This is a genomic window from Lysobacter niastensis, assembly GCF_031457115.1.
GTDB classification, from domain to species: domain Bacteria; phylum Pseudomonadota; class Gammaproteobacteria; order Xanthomonadales; family Xanthomonadaceae; genus Lysobacter_J; species Lysobacter_J niastensis_A.
Genome location: NZ_JAVDVY010000002.1, coordinates 614,483 through 633,550, shown reverse-complemented (window position 1 = coordinate 633,550; position 19,068 = coordinate 614,483). Strand labels below are relative to the sequence as shown.

Below are 19,068 nucleotides of genomic sequence, written 5' to 3'. Positions count from 1 at the left end.
ATGGTTAGCATGTTTGCCCCTATTGCAAGGTCGCCAGGCGCAGCAATCAGGAGTCTGTGGGTCAACCGGAGCCTGATTTACCAGCTCACAAAGCGCGAAGTCATCAGCCGCTACCGCGGCTCGATGCTGGGCTTGGCGTGGTCGTTTTTCAATCCCTTGCTGATGCTTGCCGTGTACACGTTCGTCTTTTCGACCGTGTTCAATGCGCGCTGGGGCGGGAGCAGTGAAAGCAAGACCGACTTTGCCATCATTTTATTCGTCGGTCTCCTGGTTCACGGGATACTTGCAGAGTGCGTCAATCGCGCTCCCGGATTGATTCTGGCCAATGTCAGTTACGTAAAGCGCGTCGTCTTTCCATTGGAGACCCTGCCTTGGGTCGCAATGGGTACTGCAGGCTTCCACGCTCTGATCAGCCTCGTCGTGCTGCTCGCCGCGCAGTTGCTGTTAAGGGGCGAAGTTCCTTGGCAGGCCATCTACTTCCCGATCGTGATTGTTCCCTTGGTTCTGGCGACCATGGGCGCAGCATGGATGCTTGCCGCGGCCGGGGTGTTTGTTCGGGACATAGGGCAGATCACCGGCATCTTCACCACGATCCTTCTATTCCTGTCTCCGATCTTCTACCCGGTCACGGCGCTGCCAGAGGAGTTCCGCAAGTGGATTTATCTGAACCCGCTGACTTTTGTCATCGAGCAGTCGCGCGCCGTCTTGATCTGGGGGAATTCCCCTGACTGGAAGGGGCTGGCCACGTACTTCGCCGTCAGCTTGCTGGTCGCTTGGTTTGGATTCTGGATCTTCCAGAAGATGAGAAGAGGTTTTGCGGATGTCATCTGAACAGTGGATCGCCGTCGACAAGGCAGAAATCCCGGCCGCATCGAAGGGTGACATCGCCATCCGGGTGAGCCACGTATCGAAATGCTTCCAGATCTACGAGCAGCCTTTCGATCGAATCAAGCAAGCGCTGATGCCGCGGCTGAAACGGCACGTTGGCACGAACGCTCATAACTACTTTCGCGAGTTCTGGGCGCTCAACGACGTCTCTTTCGAAGTGAAGCGGGGCGATACCGTGGGCATCATCGGGCGGAATGGCTCGGGTAAGTCCACCTTGCTGCAAACCATCTGTGGAACACTTGAGCCGACCACGGGCGAAATTGAGGTGCACGGCCGGATTGCGGCTTTGCTGGAGTTAGGCGCTGGTTTCAATCCCGAGTTCACCGGGCGCGAAAACGTCTACATGAGTGCGTCTATCCTCGGGCTCACCAAAGCAGAGATAGATGCGAAGTACGACGACATCGTCGCGTTCGCCGACATTGGCGACTTTCTGGACCAGCCAGTCAAGGCTTACTCCAGCGGCATGTATGTCCGTCTGGCGTTTGCCGTCATCGCCCACGTCGAGGCGGACATCCTCGTGATCGATGAGGCGTTAGCCGTGGGCGATGCGATCTTTGTGCAGAAGTGCATGCGTTTCCTGCGAGCTTTCCGGGAGCGCGGCACGCTGCTCTTTGTAAGTCATGACACATCCACAGTCCTCAACTTCTGCCAATCCGCAATTTGGTTGGACAAAGGGCGTGTCCGCATGCATGGGACTGCCCAGGATACGAGCAATGCATACCTGGAGTTCTGCCAGCAAGAGATCTACGGCGATGCGATCAGGTCTCGCTCGGCCGGGGGGCGCGACCTTCCGACTGTGTCGAAGGATCAACCCCTGAAGGTCGATGACTCAACAAGGGTGTACCTCTTCGACAACATCTCCAACTCTGAAGGCTGGAATACTGGTAAAGCCAGTATTCGTTCGGTTGAGCTGTCGGGTGAAGATGGCCAGTTGCTAACTTCATTTGCCGGTGGCGATCGTGTCGTGCTGAGGATTCGCGCGCAGGCCAATGAGCGACTGGAAAGCCCAATCATCGGTTTTTTCGTAAAGGATCGACTGGGTCAATCCTTATTTGGCGAGCATACGTTCACCTATGTCCAGCCGCCAATGGAGGCAATGGCCGGGGACGAGTTGGAGGCCACCTTCGTTTTCAGTCTTCCATTACTTCCGAACGGCGACTATTCGATGACGGTATCCATCGCCGACGGGGATCCGTTGAACCATACCCAACACGAATGGCTGCATGACGCGGTCCTGATCAAGGTGTCCTCGCCGACGTTGCGGTACGGGCTCGTAGGCATCCCGTTCGAGGCGGTTTCGATGCGGCGGGTGGGTGGTGCGCAATGAGCGAATGCAATATTCCTCCGCTGGTGAGTGACGATCCGAGGGTGTCCATTGGTCGTTACACCTATGGCAACGCCACGTTCAAGCTCTGGCTGGAGGAAGAGTCTGTCCGCATAGGCTCTTTCTGCTCGATAGCGGACGACGTTTTGATCTTCGGCGGCGGCGAACACAGGCCCGACTGGGTCACGACATATCCGCTGCGAATCGCATTTGGGGATCCCCTTGCCGGACTGGACGGGCACCCGGCCACTAAGGGTCCAACGGTGATAGGTAACGATGTATGGATCGGTCACGGCGCCCGGATCCTTTCTGGCGTGGTAATCGGAGATGGTGCCTGCATTGGCGCCGGCGCGGTCGTCACGAAACCGGTCCCTGCCTATGCCGTCGTGGCCGGTAACCCCGCCGAGGTCAAGCGCTTGCGGTTCTCCCCACCCCAAGTGGAGCAGTTGTTGCGCATCCGGTGGTGGGATTGGCCTATAGAAGCGATCCGCGACCATACCCCGCTGCTCTGTTCATCAGACATCGACGCCTTCATCGCCCAAGCAAATGCTGCGTGTCTGGTCGATCAAGATCGCAGTCGCTGAGTACAACAGCCTTATTCGAGTTGATAAATGAACCAGTTTCAATTGAACAAAACGATGTTCATGAGGCCGCGCCACCTGCCTCCTAGTGCCTGGACGGGCCATTTGCCGTTTGCCGGCTGGATCATCGAGGAACATAAGCCGCAAGTGTTCGTTGAACTTGGGACTCATTGCGGGACGTCGTTCCTGGGGTTCTGCCAAGCAGTCAAAGAAAACGACCTGGCGACCAAGTGTTTCGCGGTTGATACCTGGGAAGGTGACGAGCACGCCGGTACTTACGGCAACGAGATCTACGATCAGTTGCGCGGAATGCATGACCCGCACTACGTCGGATTCTCGCAGCTGCTGCGCATGACGTTCGACGACGCACTCGCTTATTTTTCCGATGGAAGTGTCGACCTTCTGCACATCGATGGTTTGCACACGTATGAAGCTGTCCGGCACGATTTCGACACATGGCGTCCCAAGCTTTCCGACAAAGGGATAGTTCTGTTCCATGACACCATGGTGAAGGAGCGCAACTTCGGTGTCTGGAAGCTCTGGGAGGAGTTGACGCAGCAGTACCCGAGTTTCGAGTTCCAGCATGCCCACGGTTTGGGTGTCCTGCTCGTCGGAGAGCGAATCCCCGAAAGCGTCTTGGAACTGGCACATCGCTCAGATCCGACGGATAAGGCGGTGGCGCTGCGTCTTTTTGAAAGTCTGGCAGCGAGAATTGATCAGTTCGCCCGTGAAGACGACGCTGTCGTCGAGCGAGTCGTCGATGAACAGCTTCGTCAGTCGCTCGAAGACCAGCTCGCCACAGCGCAGGCGATGCTTGCCGAAGCCAATAGCCAACTCGGGCGTGCAGACGCATACGCCCGTATGCAAATGGCGCAGATGGACCATGTTTCACATGAGCTGGCACAACGCAATGTGGAGTTGGCCGAACTGCATCAGCATCTGGCGCAACTGACTTCCCAGGACGATGAGGCGCGTCCGGAGGGGGGCGGCGAAGGAGCGCGTCGCATCTTGGAGAAGCAGCTTGCAGAGTTGCAGGCAATGTACGCAAACGCCAATAACCAGCTCGGCCAGGCGGATGCCTACGCCAAGACGCAGTTGGCACGCACCGAGCAGCTTGCCAATGAACTGGCACAGAGGATCTCGGAGTTGCATTCGGCGCAGGAGCGGCTGGAGAACTGCAATCGTGAGTTGCTTGCCAGCCGCGCCGATGCTGCGCGGCTAGAGGTGCATCTAGCCGCGCGCGCTGAAGGCGCACCCGGAGACGGATCTCATCGTCTCCTGGAGAGGCAGGTTGAAGAGTTGCAGGCAATGTACGCAAATGCCAGTAACCAGCTCGGTCAGGCGGACGCCTACGCCAAGACGCAGTCGGCACGCACAGAGCAGGTTACCAATGAGCTGGCGCAGAGAATTTCGGAGTTGCACTCGGCGCAGGAGCAACTGGAGAATTGCAATCGCGAATTGCTTGCCAGCCGTACCGAGACTGCGCAACTGAGAGTGCATCTTGCTTCGCGAGAAGGAGAGGCAAAGTCGCTGGCCGACCAGGCAGGTCAACTCAATTCGACCAAGTCGCAACTGTCCGAGCTTGGATTGCAGCTTGCGACAATTCAGGGCGAGCTTGCCGTGCTCAATCAGGCTGTTGTCAGCAGCACGGAATCGTCCGCCCGCTTGGACGAAGCGAATCGCGAACTTGAAACGCTGCGGACGCGTGCGGCCGACCTGTCCCGAGAGCTACAGGTCATACTGGGTTCGAGGAGTTGGCGCTGGACGGCTGCTCTGCGAGGGTTTACTAAAAAGGAAGCGGGCCGGCATTCCGATGCCGAACAAGGAAAAGGCTAAGTAAATGATTGACCGTAACTCGCCAAGGCGTTTTAACGCGCGTTGGTACCTGGAGCGCTATCCGGACGTTGCCCGCAGTGGGATGGATCCACGGGAGCATTACCGTCTTTTCGGGAAGCCTGAAGGGCGACTGCCCGGCCCGGAGCCGACTTGGAAGCGGACGCTCCACGAGTTTCACAAGCTGTGGACCACGGCGATCGCGGTTGTCCGTCATGCAGGTGGAGTTCGTCCCGCCATCGGCAAGGCCATGCAGGTGGCGCAGCGCACGGGGTGGTATGAGCCTGAGTTCGACGAGGCGTTTTACCTGCAGCAGTACCCAGATGTCTTGCATTCGGGTGTCGATCCCTACCAGCACTTCATCGAGCACGGTAGAGCCGAGGGGCGCATTGCGGTCAGGCCTAAGCTCGCGCGTGTAGAGGGCGGCGCCGTTCCGAACCCTGACAGGCCGACGGTCCTGGTCGTCAGCCACGAAGCGTCGCTGACGGGAGCCCCGATCCTGAGCCTGAATGTCGTGCGTGGTTTGCGCGACAAGTACAATGTCGTGACCTTGCTGCTTGGCGAAGGTCCGTTGGAGCCGGTATTCCGTGAGGAATCTGTCGTTGTGGCCGGGCCTGTCAAGCTGCGGCACAGTGCTCCGATCGTTGCCGACGCAATAGCGCAACTGGTTGAAGGCCACTCGTTTGCTTTTGCGATAGTCAATAGCATCGAATCGGTGATGGCGCTGGAGCCGCTGGCGCGCCGTTCCGTTCCTACGGTTACGCTGATCCACGAGTTCGCAACCTACACGCGCCCACGGTCGGCGTTCAGGAATGCCTTCTTCTGGGCGGACGAGGTGGTGTTCTCCACTCGCCTTACGCACGCGGACGCGTTGGCGAACCATTCCGAGCTCGCTGAGAAGCGCTGCCACATCCTGCCGCAGGGACGCTGCTCGGTATTCACGGATTCGTCTGTGGACCCCGCTGAGCGCACTGACGAGCTCACACGCGTCCGGAAATTCATGAGGCCCGAGGCCGAGTCGGGCGATTTCCTGCTCGTCGTTGGCATAGGCTCGGTCCATATCCGCAAGGGTGTCGAGTATTTCATCGAGTGTGCCGCGCAGGTCATGAAGGCGCAGGCGGCGCGTCAGTGTCGGTTTGTCTGGGTGGGCAAGGGCTATGATCCGGAACAGGACATGGCTTATTCGATTTACCTGGCCGACCAGATCCGTCGTTCCGGGCTGGAAGGTCATATCGATTTCATGGGCGACACGCGCGAGATTGACGAGGTATACGCTTCGTGCGATCTGCTGTTGCTGACTTCGCGCCTGGATCCGTTGCCTAACGTCGCCATCGACGCGATGACTCATGCCGTCCCAGTGTTGTGCTTTGATCAGACGACGGGCATTGCCGAGATATTGGCCGATAACGGCATGCGGGAGCACTGCGTAGCCGAGTATCTGGATACGGTGGACATGGCTGCCAAAGTTGTCGCCTTCGCCAATTCGGAGGAGTTGCGGCGCAACATCGGTACGCGGCTGCAGGAAATCGCCAGCGACACGTTTGACATGGAATCGTACATACAGGCATTGGATGGAATCGCAGGGGAGGCCCGCGCGCGAGTCGCCCGCGAGCAGGAAAATGCCCGCGAGATTCACAAGTCTGCCCTCATGCATGAAGACTATGTCGTGGCCAGGGATGGCGAATTTGACGTCGAAGCCATTCGCTGGGACTACCTGCGTCCATGGTCGTCTGGCATCCTGCCGCGCAAGCCTTTCCCGGGCTTCCACCCTGGGGTATTCAGCGAGCATCATGCCGACGTATTGACCAGTGACCCTCTGGTGCATTATCTGCGGGCCGGCCGACCGTCGGGCCAGTGGCAGCTCGACGTAATCACTGCAGAGGAACCAGCGCAGGCGCTTCCCAGCAACGCCCGTGTAGCGTTGCACCTGCATGTTTACTACCCCGAGTTGTTGACTGAAATGCTTAAGCGACTCGGCGTCAATCGCGTGCGCCCTGATCTGTTGATCAGTGTGCCCAACGAAGGGGCGCGTGACCACGTCGCTAATGAGTTGCAGCGATATGCAGCCAAGTACGTGATCGAGATCGTGCCTAATCGGGGCCGAGATATCGGTCCGTTCCTGACGGGATTCGGGCCGATGATCATGAACGACTACGACTTCGTCGGTCACCTGCATACGAAGAAAACCGCGGATGTGGCTGATGCATCCATGGCGGAACAGTGGCGCGGGTTCTTGTTTGAGAATCTGCTTGGCGGCAAGGCTCCCATGGCCGACATCATCTTGGGGCGGATGGCCGCCGACGCCACAATCGGGATGGTATTTCCCGATGACCCGCACGCGGTGGGGTGGGGCAGCAATCTCTCGCACGCGAGGACCCTTGCGCGCCGTCTGGGTTTGACCGATACGCTGCCACGTCAGTTCGTGTTCCCCATTGGTACCATGTTCTGGGCCCGGGTGGATGCCCTACGGCCGCTTTTTGATCTAGGCTTGGAATGGGGGGACTATCCGTCCGAACCGCTTCCATATGACGGTTCCATGCTGCATGCACTGGAGCGGTTACTGCCGTTCGTGGTTTCCGAGCGGGGAGCGCGCAATGTGTTGACCAATGTGGCTGGAATTACGCGATGAAACTCGCGGCAGACTAACTGAACTAATTTAGGGGCGGGGGTCACGATGGATTACTCTTTGGGCTGTCAATTGTCGGTTGCCGAGTGGGCACAGCTGAATCGGATCGGCGCTCTACCGGGGAGCGAACTTCGCAAATACATCGGTCCTTTCCCGCCTGCTGAACTGATGCAGAATACGACCGGGCTGACCAGCGAAGTCGATTTTGCAGCGCACGGCGCGGATTTCTGGGTTGCACTTTCAGAGGCGGCACCGAAGCCCCTGCAAGATTATTCCAGTGTTCTCGATTTCGGTTGTGGATGCGGGCGTTTGGCGCGGATGTTCAAAGGCCACACGGGACGAATCGTGGGCTGCGACATTGATCGTCGTCATGTCGAGTGGTGCTCCGCCGCGCTGGACTACATGGAGGCGAAGTTGTCGACCGTGGTGCCGCCGATTCCGTTCGACGCCGGCGAATTTGAGTTGATAATTTCCATTTCCATATTTACCCACCTCACTGAGCGAAGCCAGGACCAGTTTCTGGAAGCGCTGGCTACGGTGTGCCGCCCTGACGGCGTATTGCTGCTGACCGTGCATGGCGCGCGCGCGCTGACTCGTGCGGTCAACGAGCCACGGATCCGCGCGATGATCGAAGTGGACGAAGGGCGTTTTCAGGCGGCAAGGGAGAGGTTTGCCCAGGGCCAGCATGCCTTCATTCTTCAGCACGGCCACCTGACTACTCTCGGGGAAGACGGCGTACTAGCCGAAGGCAAGGCGGTATCGGAACCTTTCGAGTACGGCATAACTTTTGTGCCTGAAGACTACGTGCGCACTCATTGGTCGAAGTGGTTCGAGATCGTCGATTATCGTGAGGGAGCACTTCACGATTTCCAGGACATCGTAGTGCTGAAGCCTCGACAAAGAGCATGAGGGCGGTAAGTTTTTGTCTGAGTTTTGTCGACGTAGTTTCCCCGGAATGAGTGCCTTGGCGTGGTCTGCACGTTGCCGTGAAAAGCGATTTTTTGCGGCAATGACGGAAATCACACTTGTCGGTAACAATGGCAGCGCCGATGCCAATTGGCTAATATTCTCTGCAAAATGACTCATCGAGAATCCAAGAAGATGCGTTGCCTGGTATTGGGCGGAGCGGGCTTTATCGGCTCGCACCTGGTTGATGGACTGGTATCGCAGGGGCATCAGGTCAGAGTGTTCGATCGGCCGCAAATGTCCCGTGACAACCTGGCTGACCATCCACTGGTCGAGATAATCGAGGGCGACTTCGCGAACTCGGGGGAGATGGCGGATGCGATTCGCGGCTGCGATGTGTGCTATCACCTGATCTCCACAACGTTGCCAAAGTCGTCGAATGCGGATCCCGTCTTCGATCTGGAAAGCAACCTGGTCGCGACGGTGCGCATGTTGGGTCACGCCGTGGAGGCCGGTGTACGCAAGGTTGTGTTTCTCTCGTCGGGGGGCACCGTTTATGGCACGCCCCAGCATGTGCCGATCGAAGAGGGTCATCCAACGACCCCTATCTGCTCTTATGGAATCACCAAGCTGGCGATCGAGAAGTATCTCGAGCTGTTCCGGCACCTGCATGGACTGGATTACACGGTTCTGCGCTTATCCAATCCCTACGGTGAGCGCCAGCGAATTAATGCCAGCCAAGGCGCCGTCGCGGTATTTCTCGGCAAGGTGCTGCATGACGAGAGCGTCGAGATCTGGGGCGATGGATCCGTTGTCCGGGATTACATCCATATCTCGGACGTCGTCTCCGCGATGCTGCGCTGCATTGATCGCGCGCCCGGCTCGGTGCTTAACATCGGATCGGGCGCGGGCCTGAGCCTGAATGAGGTACTTGACGCAATAGAGCGCGTCACCGGGCGCACGGCGGTGCGTGCGTACAAGCCCGGGCGTGCCTTCGACGTGCCGGTGAGCATCCTTGACATCGGCAGTGCTCGGCGCGAGCTGGATTGGCAGCCTGTCGTCGAGTTCGATCAGGGAATCGCGCGGATGGCGCGTTGGCTCCAAACTAATTAGTATCGCGCGCTATTTGGCGCGCCACCCCTTGTTTGATGCTCCACTCACATTGTTTGAAGGACTGGTAATGAAGAACCACCTCTTGGCCTCCGGGCTGTTTTCCGTTGCCGCTATTCTGGCTGGTTGCAACCAGCAGCAACCCGAGGCCGCCCCCGTAGCCGCACCGGCGGAAACCGCCGCGGCCAGCACCCCCCCCGTTGTCTCTGCAAAGGTTGATCCGACGGCCCCTGCGGACCTCAAGGCGGGCCTGGAGATCATGCAGCCGAGGCTGTTGTCCACCGTGGATGCGCTCAACAAGATCGATGTATTGCCGACATCCCGCTACTTCATGCATCCCACGATGGACAAGGACGCTTCGGCTGAGTTCAACGTGAAAGGCCTGTCCTCGGTCACCTTGTCTCCCTTCATTAGCGACCTCGGTGTGAGCAAGGACTGCTACGATCGACCAGAAGCGGGTGTTGTGGCTTTCACTTGGGCGCTAGACAACGGCCAGACGGGCAAAGTTACGGTCGACCGCAACTACGTGGAATCGGTCGCGGTGGATACGAGCGCTGCAAAGACGCTCAAGCTTGTCGTCAACCAGGGCAACGACTCCACCACCTGCGACTGGTTCAGTGTTGGCTTCCTGAACGTCAAGAGCAAGTAATCTCCATAGGCCGGCGGCAAAACTGCCGGCCCTAGCTTTCAGCTGAATCACGAAGTCGAACGAGCACGCATGAAGATGTGCCATGCCGGAACGACCTGCGCAAGTTGCCGAGCATCCGGCTAGAGACCCTGGGGTAACATGAGTTTTCGATCCTTCTTGCCGCCGGCGGCGACGGCAGTTGCCGTGGCCATGGCATTGGTCGCGTGCAACGAACCGGCGATCCAAGTGCCGGAAGTCTCCACCGCGGTGGCCGCACTGGCCTCAGCCGATCTGGCCGCGCCCTTGGAGCCAGCTCCGGGCAGCTGCAATATCGAGGCCGTCGATGGTGTCGCCTTCGGGGACGTTCCGCTGCAAACGGTTCGCCAGACGGTAGTGATTGGAGGCTGGCTACATTCGGAGTACTCCCACGGATCCGACATCCAGGCGTCATTGCGCCTGGTCGGCGCGGATGGCGCTCAAACCTGGTCCCGGGAGATCGTCGCGTGGTCGGCCCGTCCGGACGTGATGGCCGCGCGTGGTGAGGATTATCGGTCGCTCCCGGGTTTCCAGCAGGCGATGGACTTGGGCCCTCTGGCGCCCGGCAAGTACCGGCTGGTCGTGGTGTTTTCCGACTCCGGCAGTACATATGTTTGCGACAAAGGCCGTGAGGTGCAGCTTCAATGAAGGGGCGGGTGGGGATAATCGCGGGTCTGGTGCTGCTGGCTTATGGCATGGTCATGGCGGGCTACCTCACGGCCATGAGTTGGTCGCAGCCGATACTCGACTCCTTCGCCTTTCGGCAGACACAGACCGCGGTGTCGGCCTACTGGCTGCTGCGTGGCGGCCCGATGCTGGCTTACCAGACGCCGGTGATTGGGTTCCCCTGGTCGATCCCGTTTGAGCTGCCGATGTACCAGTGGCTGGTTGCCGGCCTGAGCCATGTACTGCAACTGAGTGTCGATCATTCCGGACGCATCGTCAGTCTGGGCTTCTTCGCCGGTTCGGCGGTGTTGATCTACCGTACCGCGATGGCGCTCACGCGGGAACGCCCGTTGGCCTTGGCGTGCGCGGCGATGCTGCTGTGTTCGCCGCTAATGCTGTTCTGGAGCCGCGCGGTCATGATCGAATCGACCGCGCTGTTCTTTAGTCTTGCATTCGTCTGGTCGATGGCCGAATACCTGCGCTCGTTCCGGATGGGCTGGGCTGTCTTCGCCACGGTATCGGCCGTGCTGGCAGCCCTGGTCAAGGTGACCACGTTCTTCGGATTCGCGTTCGTAGTGTTCTGCGGCCTGCTGTGGCTTTGGTACAGCGGCCGAAAAGAGGCCGGCTACGCGCGGAATCTCCGCGTCACCGCAGTGGCGGGTGTCGCCGTCCTGTTCTCGCTGGTGTGCCTGAAGCTTTGGCTGCATGTGACCGACGGTCTGAAGATGCAGACGATGTGGGGTGAGGAATTGACCTCGTCCGCGCTGGGCGCATGGAACTATGGAACGCTGGCCCAGCGGATGGATCCTAAATTCTGGATCGATGTAGTGTTCGGGCGTTCGCTGTTGGATGGGTTGGGGTCGGCGGCGGTATTCCTGACCGCGGTCGCGGTAGCGCTGACATCGCGCACGACCCGCGCCGCCGCAGTGATCCTGCTGGCAGGCTATCTGGCGCCTTTTCTGGTGTTCACCAACCTGCACTTCGTGCACGACTACTACCAGTACGCGAACATGGCCTGCGCCACCACGCTGGTGGGCGTAGCGATCTGGTCGTTGATGCAGCGGCTACCCGGGGCACGCTACGTGCCGCTGATGGCGGTCCTGGTGGTGATCGCGTTCTCCTGGGGCAGGGTCGGATCGCATTTCGCCCCCATGATTCGCCAGGACATGGCCAACGGCCGCACGCTTCAGTTGGCCCGCCATCTGCGTGCGAACACGGCACCGGAATCGGCCGTCCTGATCATTGGTCTGGATTGGGCGTCCGACGTTCCTTATTACGCCGAGCGCAAGGCAGTGATGCTTCCGGATTGGCTGTCCTCTGACGTGATAGCCAAGGTTGTGGACACCCGCGCTGCATTTGGTCCTACTCAGGTCGGGGCATTGGTCCTCTGCCCGAGCACGCTGAAGAAAGATGTCGCCAAGCGCGCGTCGCTGGAGCGGGTCACCGAGGTCTACGCGACCGGCAGGCGCCGCAGCCTGGTCGCGGGATGCGAGGTCTACGACTGAGCGGATAAGCCGCCCATGTCAGCCGCGCGATCGGAAGGAAATGTGCTTGTGGCCCAGGTAGCTGGTGAAGACCGGCACTGCGACACCAAGCGCGTGCGCGACCGTCTCCGGATGGAAGCTCATGCCGACGGCCGGGAACACCCAGCGTGCGAACAGCACGCTCATCGCGATAGTCTGCACCACGGCGGCCAGGTTCACGAGCACGAACCACGTTGCCTGGTGCCCCATCGAACCTCCCGAGTCGTCGAAGACGAAAAGGCGATTGAGCATAAAGGCCGTCGTCATTCCGATGCAGTACGCCCCCGCGATGGCAGGCACGTAAGGCATGACTTGGCTGAGCGCGATGCGGGACCCGAAGTTGAACACGGCGGCAACGCCGCCGGCGGCAAGAAACCGGATGAATCGTGTGCTGATCACGGCTGCAGGGCTTCCAGCGCCAGTTTATATCCGACTTCGACGCTTTCCGAAATGGACCTGTCCTCCGGATAGTAGTACGCCGTGTCGGCCATAAAGAATCCTTCGACCGGTGTGCGCATCGGCGGCAACATCGCCTGGAACCCTGGCGGACAGATCGTCTGGGCGAAATCGTATCGGTGGCAGTGGCTGGCAAGCACCCATTCGCGGGAGAACTCCGGGTTGAGCCTGCCGAGATAGCCAATCACCTCATCGATCAGCTGCTGGTTGGTGTTCGACCATTTTGGATGCGTCTTTGGCATGTAGAACGGCGCATAGAGAACATGCTCGCCGTCATTAGTGCCTGGATTGAGATTGGAATACTCGATGACACCGGGGATCGCGATGTTCTCATCGCTGATATTCATCCAGAAGTTCCCGGTCAGAGCGTGCTTCAGCTTGAGGATCACGCATGCCACGGGGATGTTCTCCACTGCGCGCACTTGCTGAGCGAACGCGGCCGGAAGGTCGGGAACCATTGCCGGCACGTATTGGATGGGCGCCGTCGACAGGACCGCGTCCATCGACCGCGTCTCTCCGCCGGCGAGCACGCCGGTGACGCGCCCGTTCTTGACGACCACCCGGTCGATGCCTGCGCGCAGATGGATGCGGCCGCCGAGTTGTCGGATTCGCTGTTCCATCGCCTCGAGCAGCGTTTCCGAACCCCCCTCGATATAACCCAGGCTCTCGTTGAACAGATTGCGGCGGGACAGGGCTATTCGCTTTATGCGCGTACCGATCCAGGACGCGGAAAGGTTGTCCGTATACTCGAAGAACTTGAGGTGGAAGGTGCGTTTCCAAAGTACTTCGTAGCCGCGTTGCCCGAGCCACTTGCGTAGCCACGTGGTGGCATTCTCCTTGTCCAGCGCGGTCCAGTCGCGGATGCGCTTGGTGGTCATCACGTGCACGGCGTAGCGGAGCTTGCTGACCAGGTCCAGCTTCGGGAAGGAGAGTAGGGCGAACGGCGTGCCCCACTTGTAGAGCTTTCCTTGGTAGAAGTAGCCCATTCGCGTGTCGGTCCACTTGAGTTTGTCGTGGATACCGAGGGACTGCATCAGCGTGAACAGTGGGTAATCGGTCTTGCAGACGAAGTGGTAGTAGCGCTCGATCTTGAGCCCGTCGAAATCGAAGCTGGCCGACATGCCACCAATGCGGTCGTCGCGTTCGAAGATGTCGACGCTATGCCCCCGTTCCAGCAGGTGCAGGGCGGCCATCAAGCCCATTGGGCCGGCGCCGACGATGGCGAAATTCTTACTGTAATTGGTCATGGACTGCCTGGATGAAGATTCAGCGCTTGAGCACGATGTGGCCGTAGGTGGGATCGCAATAACTTTCACGCACAGCAGCCTCGAATGCATGCTGCTTTACGCCGAACACCGCAGCGGTGTCCACCCCCTTGAAGTCGTCTCCGGCCGATAGCGCCTTGAGCTGGTCGGCGGTGAAAGGGGGCTTTCTGCTGAACAGCCCAAACACGCGAAGCAGGAAGGCGAAGAATCCGATCGGGATGTGCACGATCAGGGTGCGATGGCCCTTTACGCGCTTGATCGTCTTGATGATGTCCACGTAGTCGATCCGCGTGTCGCCCACGATGTCGTACACCTCGCCTTCGGGTTCTTTTTCGATGCACTTGACGATGCAGCGGCAGAAGTCGCGTTCGTACAATGGCTGACGCATGAACTTGCCATCGCCCGGGATCGGAAAAACCGGCGTGCGCGCCATGAAGCGCGACAGCCAGCCCAGGTGCTTGGGATCGAACCAACCGAACATGAGGGTAGGACGTAGCACGCAGTGACGCAGTCCGCTTTCCACCACCATCGCTTCCTGGATCTTCTTGGTATCGGTGTAGTCGTCGGTCGCGATCGAGTTCACCACTGACGAGCTGATGTGGACAAGGTAGGGCACCTGATGGTGCTTGCAGGCCGCGAGCACCAGTCGGGTAGCGTCGATGTTGTTGCGGTCGAACAGGGAACGGGTTTTGCCGGTGATCTGCGCGTGCAGCTGGACGACGCAGGCCGCACCGGCGAAGGAGGCCTCCCAGTCGCCAGGCTCGGCCAGGTCGGCGTGGATCGTCTCAACGTCCGGATGTAGGCGCTTGAGGATCTCCAGGTTGTGGGCGTGCTTGTCGATGGCGACGAGGTGCGTGTGGCCGCGCTCCTTCATCTCGACGATCAGGTTCTGGCCGACCAGGCCAGCGGCGCCGGTCAGCACGATCTTGTCGTTCTTGTGGGTCATGGGGGCTTGGTGGGTTGCGCGTACGCGAGTCGTGGTTATCGTGGCTTGCGCGCCACGACGAGGGCCTGTTTTCCCAGCACGCGCCATACCAGCGGGATGCGCAGGTAGAGCGAGACGAGCCAGGGAGCCTGTGGCAGCCGGCTCTTGGTGGTGTAGGGAAGAAAGCGAGGCACCACCTCCTCGGGTTCCAGTCCGGCGAGGACGACAGCTTCGACGAGGCTGCGGTCGGTCAGGGGCGTGTGGTGGTCGAAGTAGTCCCAGTACTCGCCCGGCAGGAAGCGGATGTTGGGCTGGAGGATGATCGCGCGTCCGCCCGGGCGCAGCATGCGGGCGGTTTCGCGCAGCGTATCCAGGACGAGTTGCTTGGACGGCAGGTGTTCGAGGAAGTTGCTCATGAATACGGCGTCGACACTGTCGCTGGGAACGGACGCGACGTTCGTGCAGGATTCGTTGATCACCCGAACGCCAGGCGCGGCAAACCGCATCGTGTCCGGATTCAGGTCGATTGCGATCTTGTCGGTTGCATCTATGTGGTTGATGAATTCGCAGTAGCCCGCGCCGAGGTCGACAACGCGCGCGTCCGCCGGAACGAACTTGCTGAAGTACTGCCGACACAACACCTGCCAGATGCGCTTCTTGCTTGCAACTTCACTGTCCGAGAAGCGATGGCGGTACAAGCGGTCGAGGCTGGTGTTGATGTGTTCCATGTCGGCTCCGTGATTAAAGCTTCAAACGGCGGAATATCGTCTCGGGGATATGTCGGATGACTAGCATGATCCAAGACCAGAACCAAGGCAGATACGCCACGGAGCGGCCACGGTCGATGGCCGACGCGATGCCCCTGGCCACCGCGTCGGGCTTTGCCCACAGCGCCCCCTTTTTGAACGCCGCGGTCATGGGAGTATCCACGAAGCCTGGCTTCACCGTGAGGACGTTCACCCCGCGGCCGTTCTGGGCCTGGCGCAGGCCGCTGATGAACGTGGTCACCGCGGCCTTTGCGCTACCGTACAGGTAGTTGCTGGCGCGGCCCCGGTCGCCGGCGACGGAGGAGATCACAGCCAGCGTGCCCCCGCGCTCGAGGCGTGGTGCGATGGCTATGGCCAGGGCGATCGTGGACGTGCCGTTGGTGGTGAACTCGTGCAGGGCGTAGGCGACAGAGGCCTCGCAGCGGGCCTGATCGGGCAGGGTGCCGTGTGCGATCAACACGATGTCCACGCCACCCAGCTCGGACCAGGCGTGATCGAGCGCAGCGGCATGCGCAGCGTCGTCATTGACGTTGAGCGTGCCAACGCTAGCGGCAGCCGCGCCGCGAACCCGGAGGTCTGCGGCGATCTGTTCCAGGCGCGCGTCATTGCGCCCGACAAGGTGCAACGCGGCACCGCGCGCGGCATAGACCCGCGCGGTAGCCTCGGCGATCGCCGATGTCGCGCCGATGACAAGGACTCGCTGCATGCGTTACTCCATTACCCGGCGCCAGAAGCCGGACGAGAATCGTGGGTCGGCGAGGCGGGAGAATTCCTCCCACCGCGGGAATGCTTGGCGGAACAGCTCGCCCGACATGCGTGCGTCCTTGGCCGGATAGATCGCGCCACCCGCCTGCGCGACAACGCGGTCGAGACGGTTGAGCAACCGGAAGGTTCCCTCCCCATCATTCGGGAAGTCCAGCGCCAGCGTGGTGCCGGGTCTGGCGAAGGACAGCATGCCGGGCGACGGGCGGCCACCAAACTCTTTCAGCACGGCGAGGAACGAACCGGTACCGCTGCGTGCGATCTCAACGAGTATTTCCGCGACTGCCGTGCGCGCGGTCGCCGGCGGCAGCGCGCACTGGTGCTGGAGGAAGCCGCGCGGGCCGTACATGCGGTTCCAGTTCGCGACGCCGTCGAGCGGATAGAAATACGGCGCGTAGTGCGTGAAGTCGCGGCGGTGCGTCTGCCGTTGGCGATGATAGTAGAGCCAGTTGAACGGTCGCAGGCTCAGCTTGTTCACCAGCGACACCGGCGGAACGAAGGGCATGACCAGGTGCGAGGGCTTCGGCACCGGACGATGGTCGCCGGCAGCATGGTCCGCGCGCAGGAAGTGGCCGCGCCCGAGCGCCTTGCCGCGTGCAATGCAGTCGATCCAGGCGACGGTGTACTCGTACAACGGGGCAGACTGCTTCGACCAGTGGAAAAACTCGTCGAGGTTGTCGAAACGGATCGACTCGACTTCCATCCACGGGCCCGGCACGCGACGCAACTGCAGGCTGGCCCAGGTGATCACCCCTGTCAGTCCCAGGCCGGCGACAGTCGCCTCGAACAACGGGGCGCCCGGTGCAAGCAAGTGCCGTTGGCCGTCGCTGCGCAGCAGTTCCATCGCCAGTACGTGGTGGCCGAACGTGCCAGCACAGTGGTGGTTCTTTCCATGCACGTCGTTGGCGATGGCACCGCCCACCGTGACGTATCGCGTGCCGGGTGTGACCGGCAGGAACCAGCCCTGCGGCAGGGTCAGGTCGATGATCTCCGAGAGCGTGGTGCCCGCCTCGCAGCGCAGCACGCCGGTGGCTGGATCGAATTCGATGAAGCGATCCAGCCTGCGCGTGCGCAAAATCGTGCCGCCTGGATTGAGGCAGCTGTCGCCATAGCTGCGGCCGTTTCCGTAAGGCAGCGCGGTGCCTTCGAAAGCGGGCAGCGGCGCGTGGCGATCGAACAGGTCGAGGCCGCGCTGGCCTGGAACGGCGGGATACCTGCCCCAGGATGTGCCCGACGCCATCAGATGGCTCCGAGGACCAGCAGGCCGCACAGGACGATCAAGATCTGGCTCACACGGTCGGTGACAGCGAACACCACCGGATCGTCGTTCATCAAGCCGCGGTGCGACTTGATCCAGGCACGGCTGATCCAATACAGCAGCATCGGGCAGATCAGCCACAGCACCTGCGGATGACGGTAGAGCTCCAGGCTCTCCGGGCTGTTGATGTACAGCGAGAACACCAGCACCGCGCAGTAGCCGCTTGCCGCACCCAAGGATTGGATCAGTGGCAGGTCGTCCACCTCATAGCCGCGACCGCTCGCTTTGTCACGGCCGCTGGCGAGCATCGCCGCCAGTTCAGTGTAGCGCTTGAGCATGGCGAGGCTGAGGAAGATGAACATCGAGAACGCGAGCAGCCAGAACGACAGGCCCGAGTGGATTGCCGCGGCGCCTCCGATGATCCGGATCGTGTAAAGGCCTGCCAGCATGACCACGTCGACCATCACCACGCGCTTGAGACGCAGCGAGTATCCCAGCGTCATCAGGTAGTAACCGGCCAGCACGAGCGCGAACAGTGGCCCCACCAGCCAAGCCAGCAAAAAGCCCGCCAGTGTCAGCGCAGGCGCGGCTAACAGCCCGTGCAGCAGCGGCAGCGTGCCGGCAGCGAACGGACGCAGGCGCTTGCGCGGATGGTGACGGTCCGAAGGCAGATCGAGCAGGTCGTTGAGCAAGTAGACGCCGGACGCGCAGACCCCGAATGCCAGGAACGCCACGACCGAAGAGGTGAGGGCGCCGACGTCGAGGAAGCGATGAGACGCCAGCAGCGGCACGAACACCAGCAGGTTCTTCAACCACTGGTGGATGCGGATGGCCTTGATCCAGGTCTTCAGTCCGCCGCGTGCCGCGGGCAGGTGTCGGTCGACCTGGGTAACTTCCGACGCGCTCTGCGCGAGCGAGCTAGAGCCATTGATCACCCATGCCCCGCGGGCGCGCGACCAGACGTCCAGGTCGACGGTTTCGTTGCCTGCGTAATCGAAGCCGCGCTCGCCGAAGCGATCAACCAGGGCGGAAGCCTTGCGAGCCCCCGAGAGATTGAGTCGGTCGTCGCTCGCCAACACCTGGTCGAACACGCCCAGGTGCTCCGCGATGCTATGCGCGAACTTGGCGTTGGTCGCTGTGCACAGGACACGCGGGCGCACCGGCGTTTCCTTCAGCAGGGCGACCAGCCGTTCGTCGTAGGGCAGCGTTGCCGGGTCGAGTTCGACGCGCGATGCGATTTCGTGCTTGAGCGCGGCCTTGCCCTTGAACAGCCATAACGGGAGCAGGATCAGGTAGAGCGGATTCGCACTCAGGAGCACCAGCAGGGATTCGTACAACACGTCAGACTTCAACAATGTGCCGTCGAGGTCGACGCACAGTGCCACGCTTTCGGGACGCGGGTGGTCACCGTGTTCCATTATCTGCACTCCCCCAGCCCTATCTGGCCAATCGCTGCTGAACTCTATCAAGCCCTTCGAGGGGGCGATGGTGGGCCATGCCCACCACAACTTTGC

The 19,068-nt window shown here is 60.6% G+C and carries 17 protein-coding genes; 10 read left to right on the top strand and 7 right to left on the bottom strand.

Translation table 11 applies throughout. The features are described from left to right. Positions 1-9 precede the first annotated feature (9 nt). The 10 genes from J2X06_RS12100 to J2X06_RS12055 all read left to right on the top strand — a co-directional run bounded on the left by J2X06_RS12100 (position 10) and on the right by J2X06_RS12055 (position 12,103). On the top strand, positions 10-831 hold the full coding sequence (locus J2X06_RS12100; protein WP_310062758.1) for an ABC transporter permease: 822 nt from the start codon (positions 10-12) through the stop codon (positions 829-831). Next, positions 821-2,215 carry an ABC transporter ATP-binding protein gene (locus tag J2X06_RS12095; protein ID WP_310062756.1) on the top strand — a complete coding sequence of 465 codons (1,395 nt, stop codon included), beginning with the start codon at positions 821-823 and terminating at the stop codon, positions 2,213-2,215. The genes J2X06_RS12100 and J2X06_RS12095 overlap by 11 nt, the downstream gene beginning before the upstream one ends. After that, on the top strand, positions 2,212-2,796 hold the full coding sequence (locus tag J2X06_RS12090; RefSeq protein ID WP_310062754.1) for a CatB-related O-acetyltransferase: 585 nt from the start codon (positions 2,212-2,214) through the stop codon (positions 2,794-2,796). Before J2X06_RS12095 ends, J2X06_RS12090 begins: the two co-directional genes overlap by 4 nt. 27 nt (positions 2,797-2,823) lie before the next feature. Beyond that, the gene (locus J2X06_RS12085) at positions 2,824-4,629 is read left to right on the top strand and encodes a class I SAM-dependent methyltransferase (RefSeq protein ID WP_310062752.1); all 1,806 of its coding nucleotides are present in this window, start codon (positions 2,824-2,826) and stop codon (positions 4,627-4,629) included. A 4-nt stretch (positions 4,630-4,633) separates the two neighbouring features. Further along, entirely contained in the window at positions 4,634-7,255 is a 2,622-nt protein-coding gene (locus J2X06_RS12080; protein ID WP_310062750.1) for a rhamnan synthesis F family protein, read from the top strand. Positions 7,256-7,300: 45 nt separating this feature from the next. Continuing rightward, positions 7,301-8,161: a class I SAM-dependent methyltransferase gene (locus tag J2X06_RS12075; protein ID WP_310062748.1), complete on the top strand. Its 861-nt coding sequence runs from the start codon at positions 7,301-7,303 to the stop codon at positions 8,159-8,161. 192 nt (positions 8,162-8,353) lie between these two features. Next, positions 8,354-9,271, top strand: a complete 918-nt coding sequence (locus tag J2X06_RS12070; protein WP_310062746.1) for an NAD-dependent epimerase/dehydratase family protein — start codon at positions 8,354-8,356, stop codon at positions 9,269-9,271. 67 nt (positions 9,272-9,338) lie between these two features. Then, positions 9,339-9,917, top strand: a complete 579-nt coding sequence (locus tag J2X06_RS12065) for a hypothetical protein (protein WP_310062744.1) — start codon at positions 9,339-9,341, stop codon at positions 9,915-9,917. Positions 9,918-10,055: 138 nt separating this feature from the next. Continuing rightward, a complete protein-coding gene (locus tag J2X06_RS12060) occupies positions 10,056-10,580 on the top strand; it encodes a hypothetical protein (RefSeq protein WP_310062742.1) in 525 nt (174 codons plus the stop codon). Between the two features lie 8 nt (positions 10,581-10,588). Beyond that, positions 10,589-12,103 (top strand): ArnT family glycosyltransferase, encoded by a 1,515-nt coding sequence (locus tag J2X06_RS12055; RefSeq protein WP_310062741.1) that lies wholly within the window; start codon positions 10,589-10,591, stop codon positions 12,101-12,103. An 18-nt stretch (positions 12,104-12,121) separates the two neighbouring features. On the opposite strand, the gene J2X06_RS12050 is transcribed toward J2X06_RS12055, so the two are convergent. The 7 genes from J2X06_RS12050 to J2X06_RS12020 are packed head-to-tail and all read right to left on the bottom strand — an operon-like array spanning position 12,122 to position 18,972. After that, positions 12,122-12,520, bottom strand: a complete 399-nt coding sequence (locus J2X06_RS12050; protein ID WP_310062738.1) for a GtrA family protein — start codon at positions 12,518-12,520, stop codon at positions 12,122-12,124. After that, positions 12,517-13,824, bottom strand: a complete 1,308-nt coding sequence (locus J2X06_RS12045) for an NAD(P)/FAD-dependent oxidoreductase (protein ID WP_310062736.1) — start codon at positions 13,822-13,824, stop codon at positions 12,517-12,519. The genes J2X06_RS12050 and J2X06_RS12045 overlap by 4 nt, the downstream gene beginning before the upstream one ends. 19 nt (positions 13,825-13,843) lie before the next feature. Next, positions 13,844-14,788: an NAD-dependent epimerase/dehydratase family protein gene (locus J2X06_RS12040; protein ID WP_310062735.1), complete on the bottom strand. Its 945-nt coding sequence runs from the start codon at positions 14,786-14,788 to the stop codon at positions 13,844-13,846. Between the two features lie 35 nt (positions 14,789-14,823). Continuing rightward, positions 14,824-15,495: a class I SAM-dependent methyltransferase gene (locus tag J2X06_RS12035; RefSeq protein WP_310062733.1), complete on the bottom strand. Its 672-nt coding sequence runs from the start codon at positions 15,493-15,495 to the stop codon at positions 14,824-14,826. 13 nt (positions 15,496-15,508) lie between these two features. After that, positions 15,509-16,240, bottom strand: a complete 732-nt coding sequence (locus J2X06_RS12030) for an SDR family oxidoreductase (protein ID WP_310062731.1) — start codon at positions 16,238-16,240, stop codon at positions 15,509-15,511. 3 nt (positions 16,241-16,243) lie between these two features. Next, positions 16,244-17,536, bottom strand: a complete 1,293-nt coding sequence (locus tag J2X06_RS12025; protein ID WP_310062729.1) for an FAD-binding oxidoreductase — start codon at positions 17,534-17,536, stop codon at positions 16,244-16,246. After that, entirely contained in the window at positions 17,536-18,972 is a 1,437-nt protein-coding gene (locus J2X06_RS12020) for a UbiA family prenyltransferase (RefSeq protein ID WP_310062727.1), read from the bottom strand. Before J2X06_RS12020 ends, J2X06_RS12025 begins: the two co-directional genes overlap by 1 nt. Between the last annotated feature and the right edge of the window lie 96 nt (positions 18,973-19,068).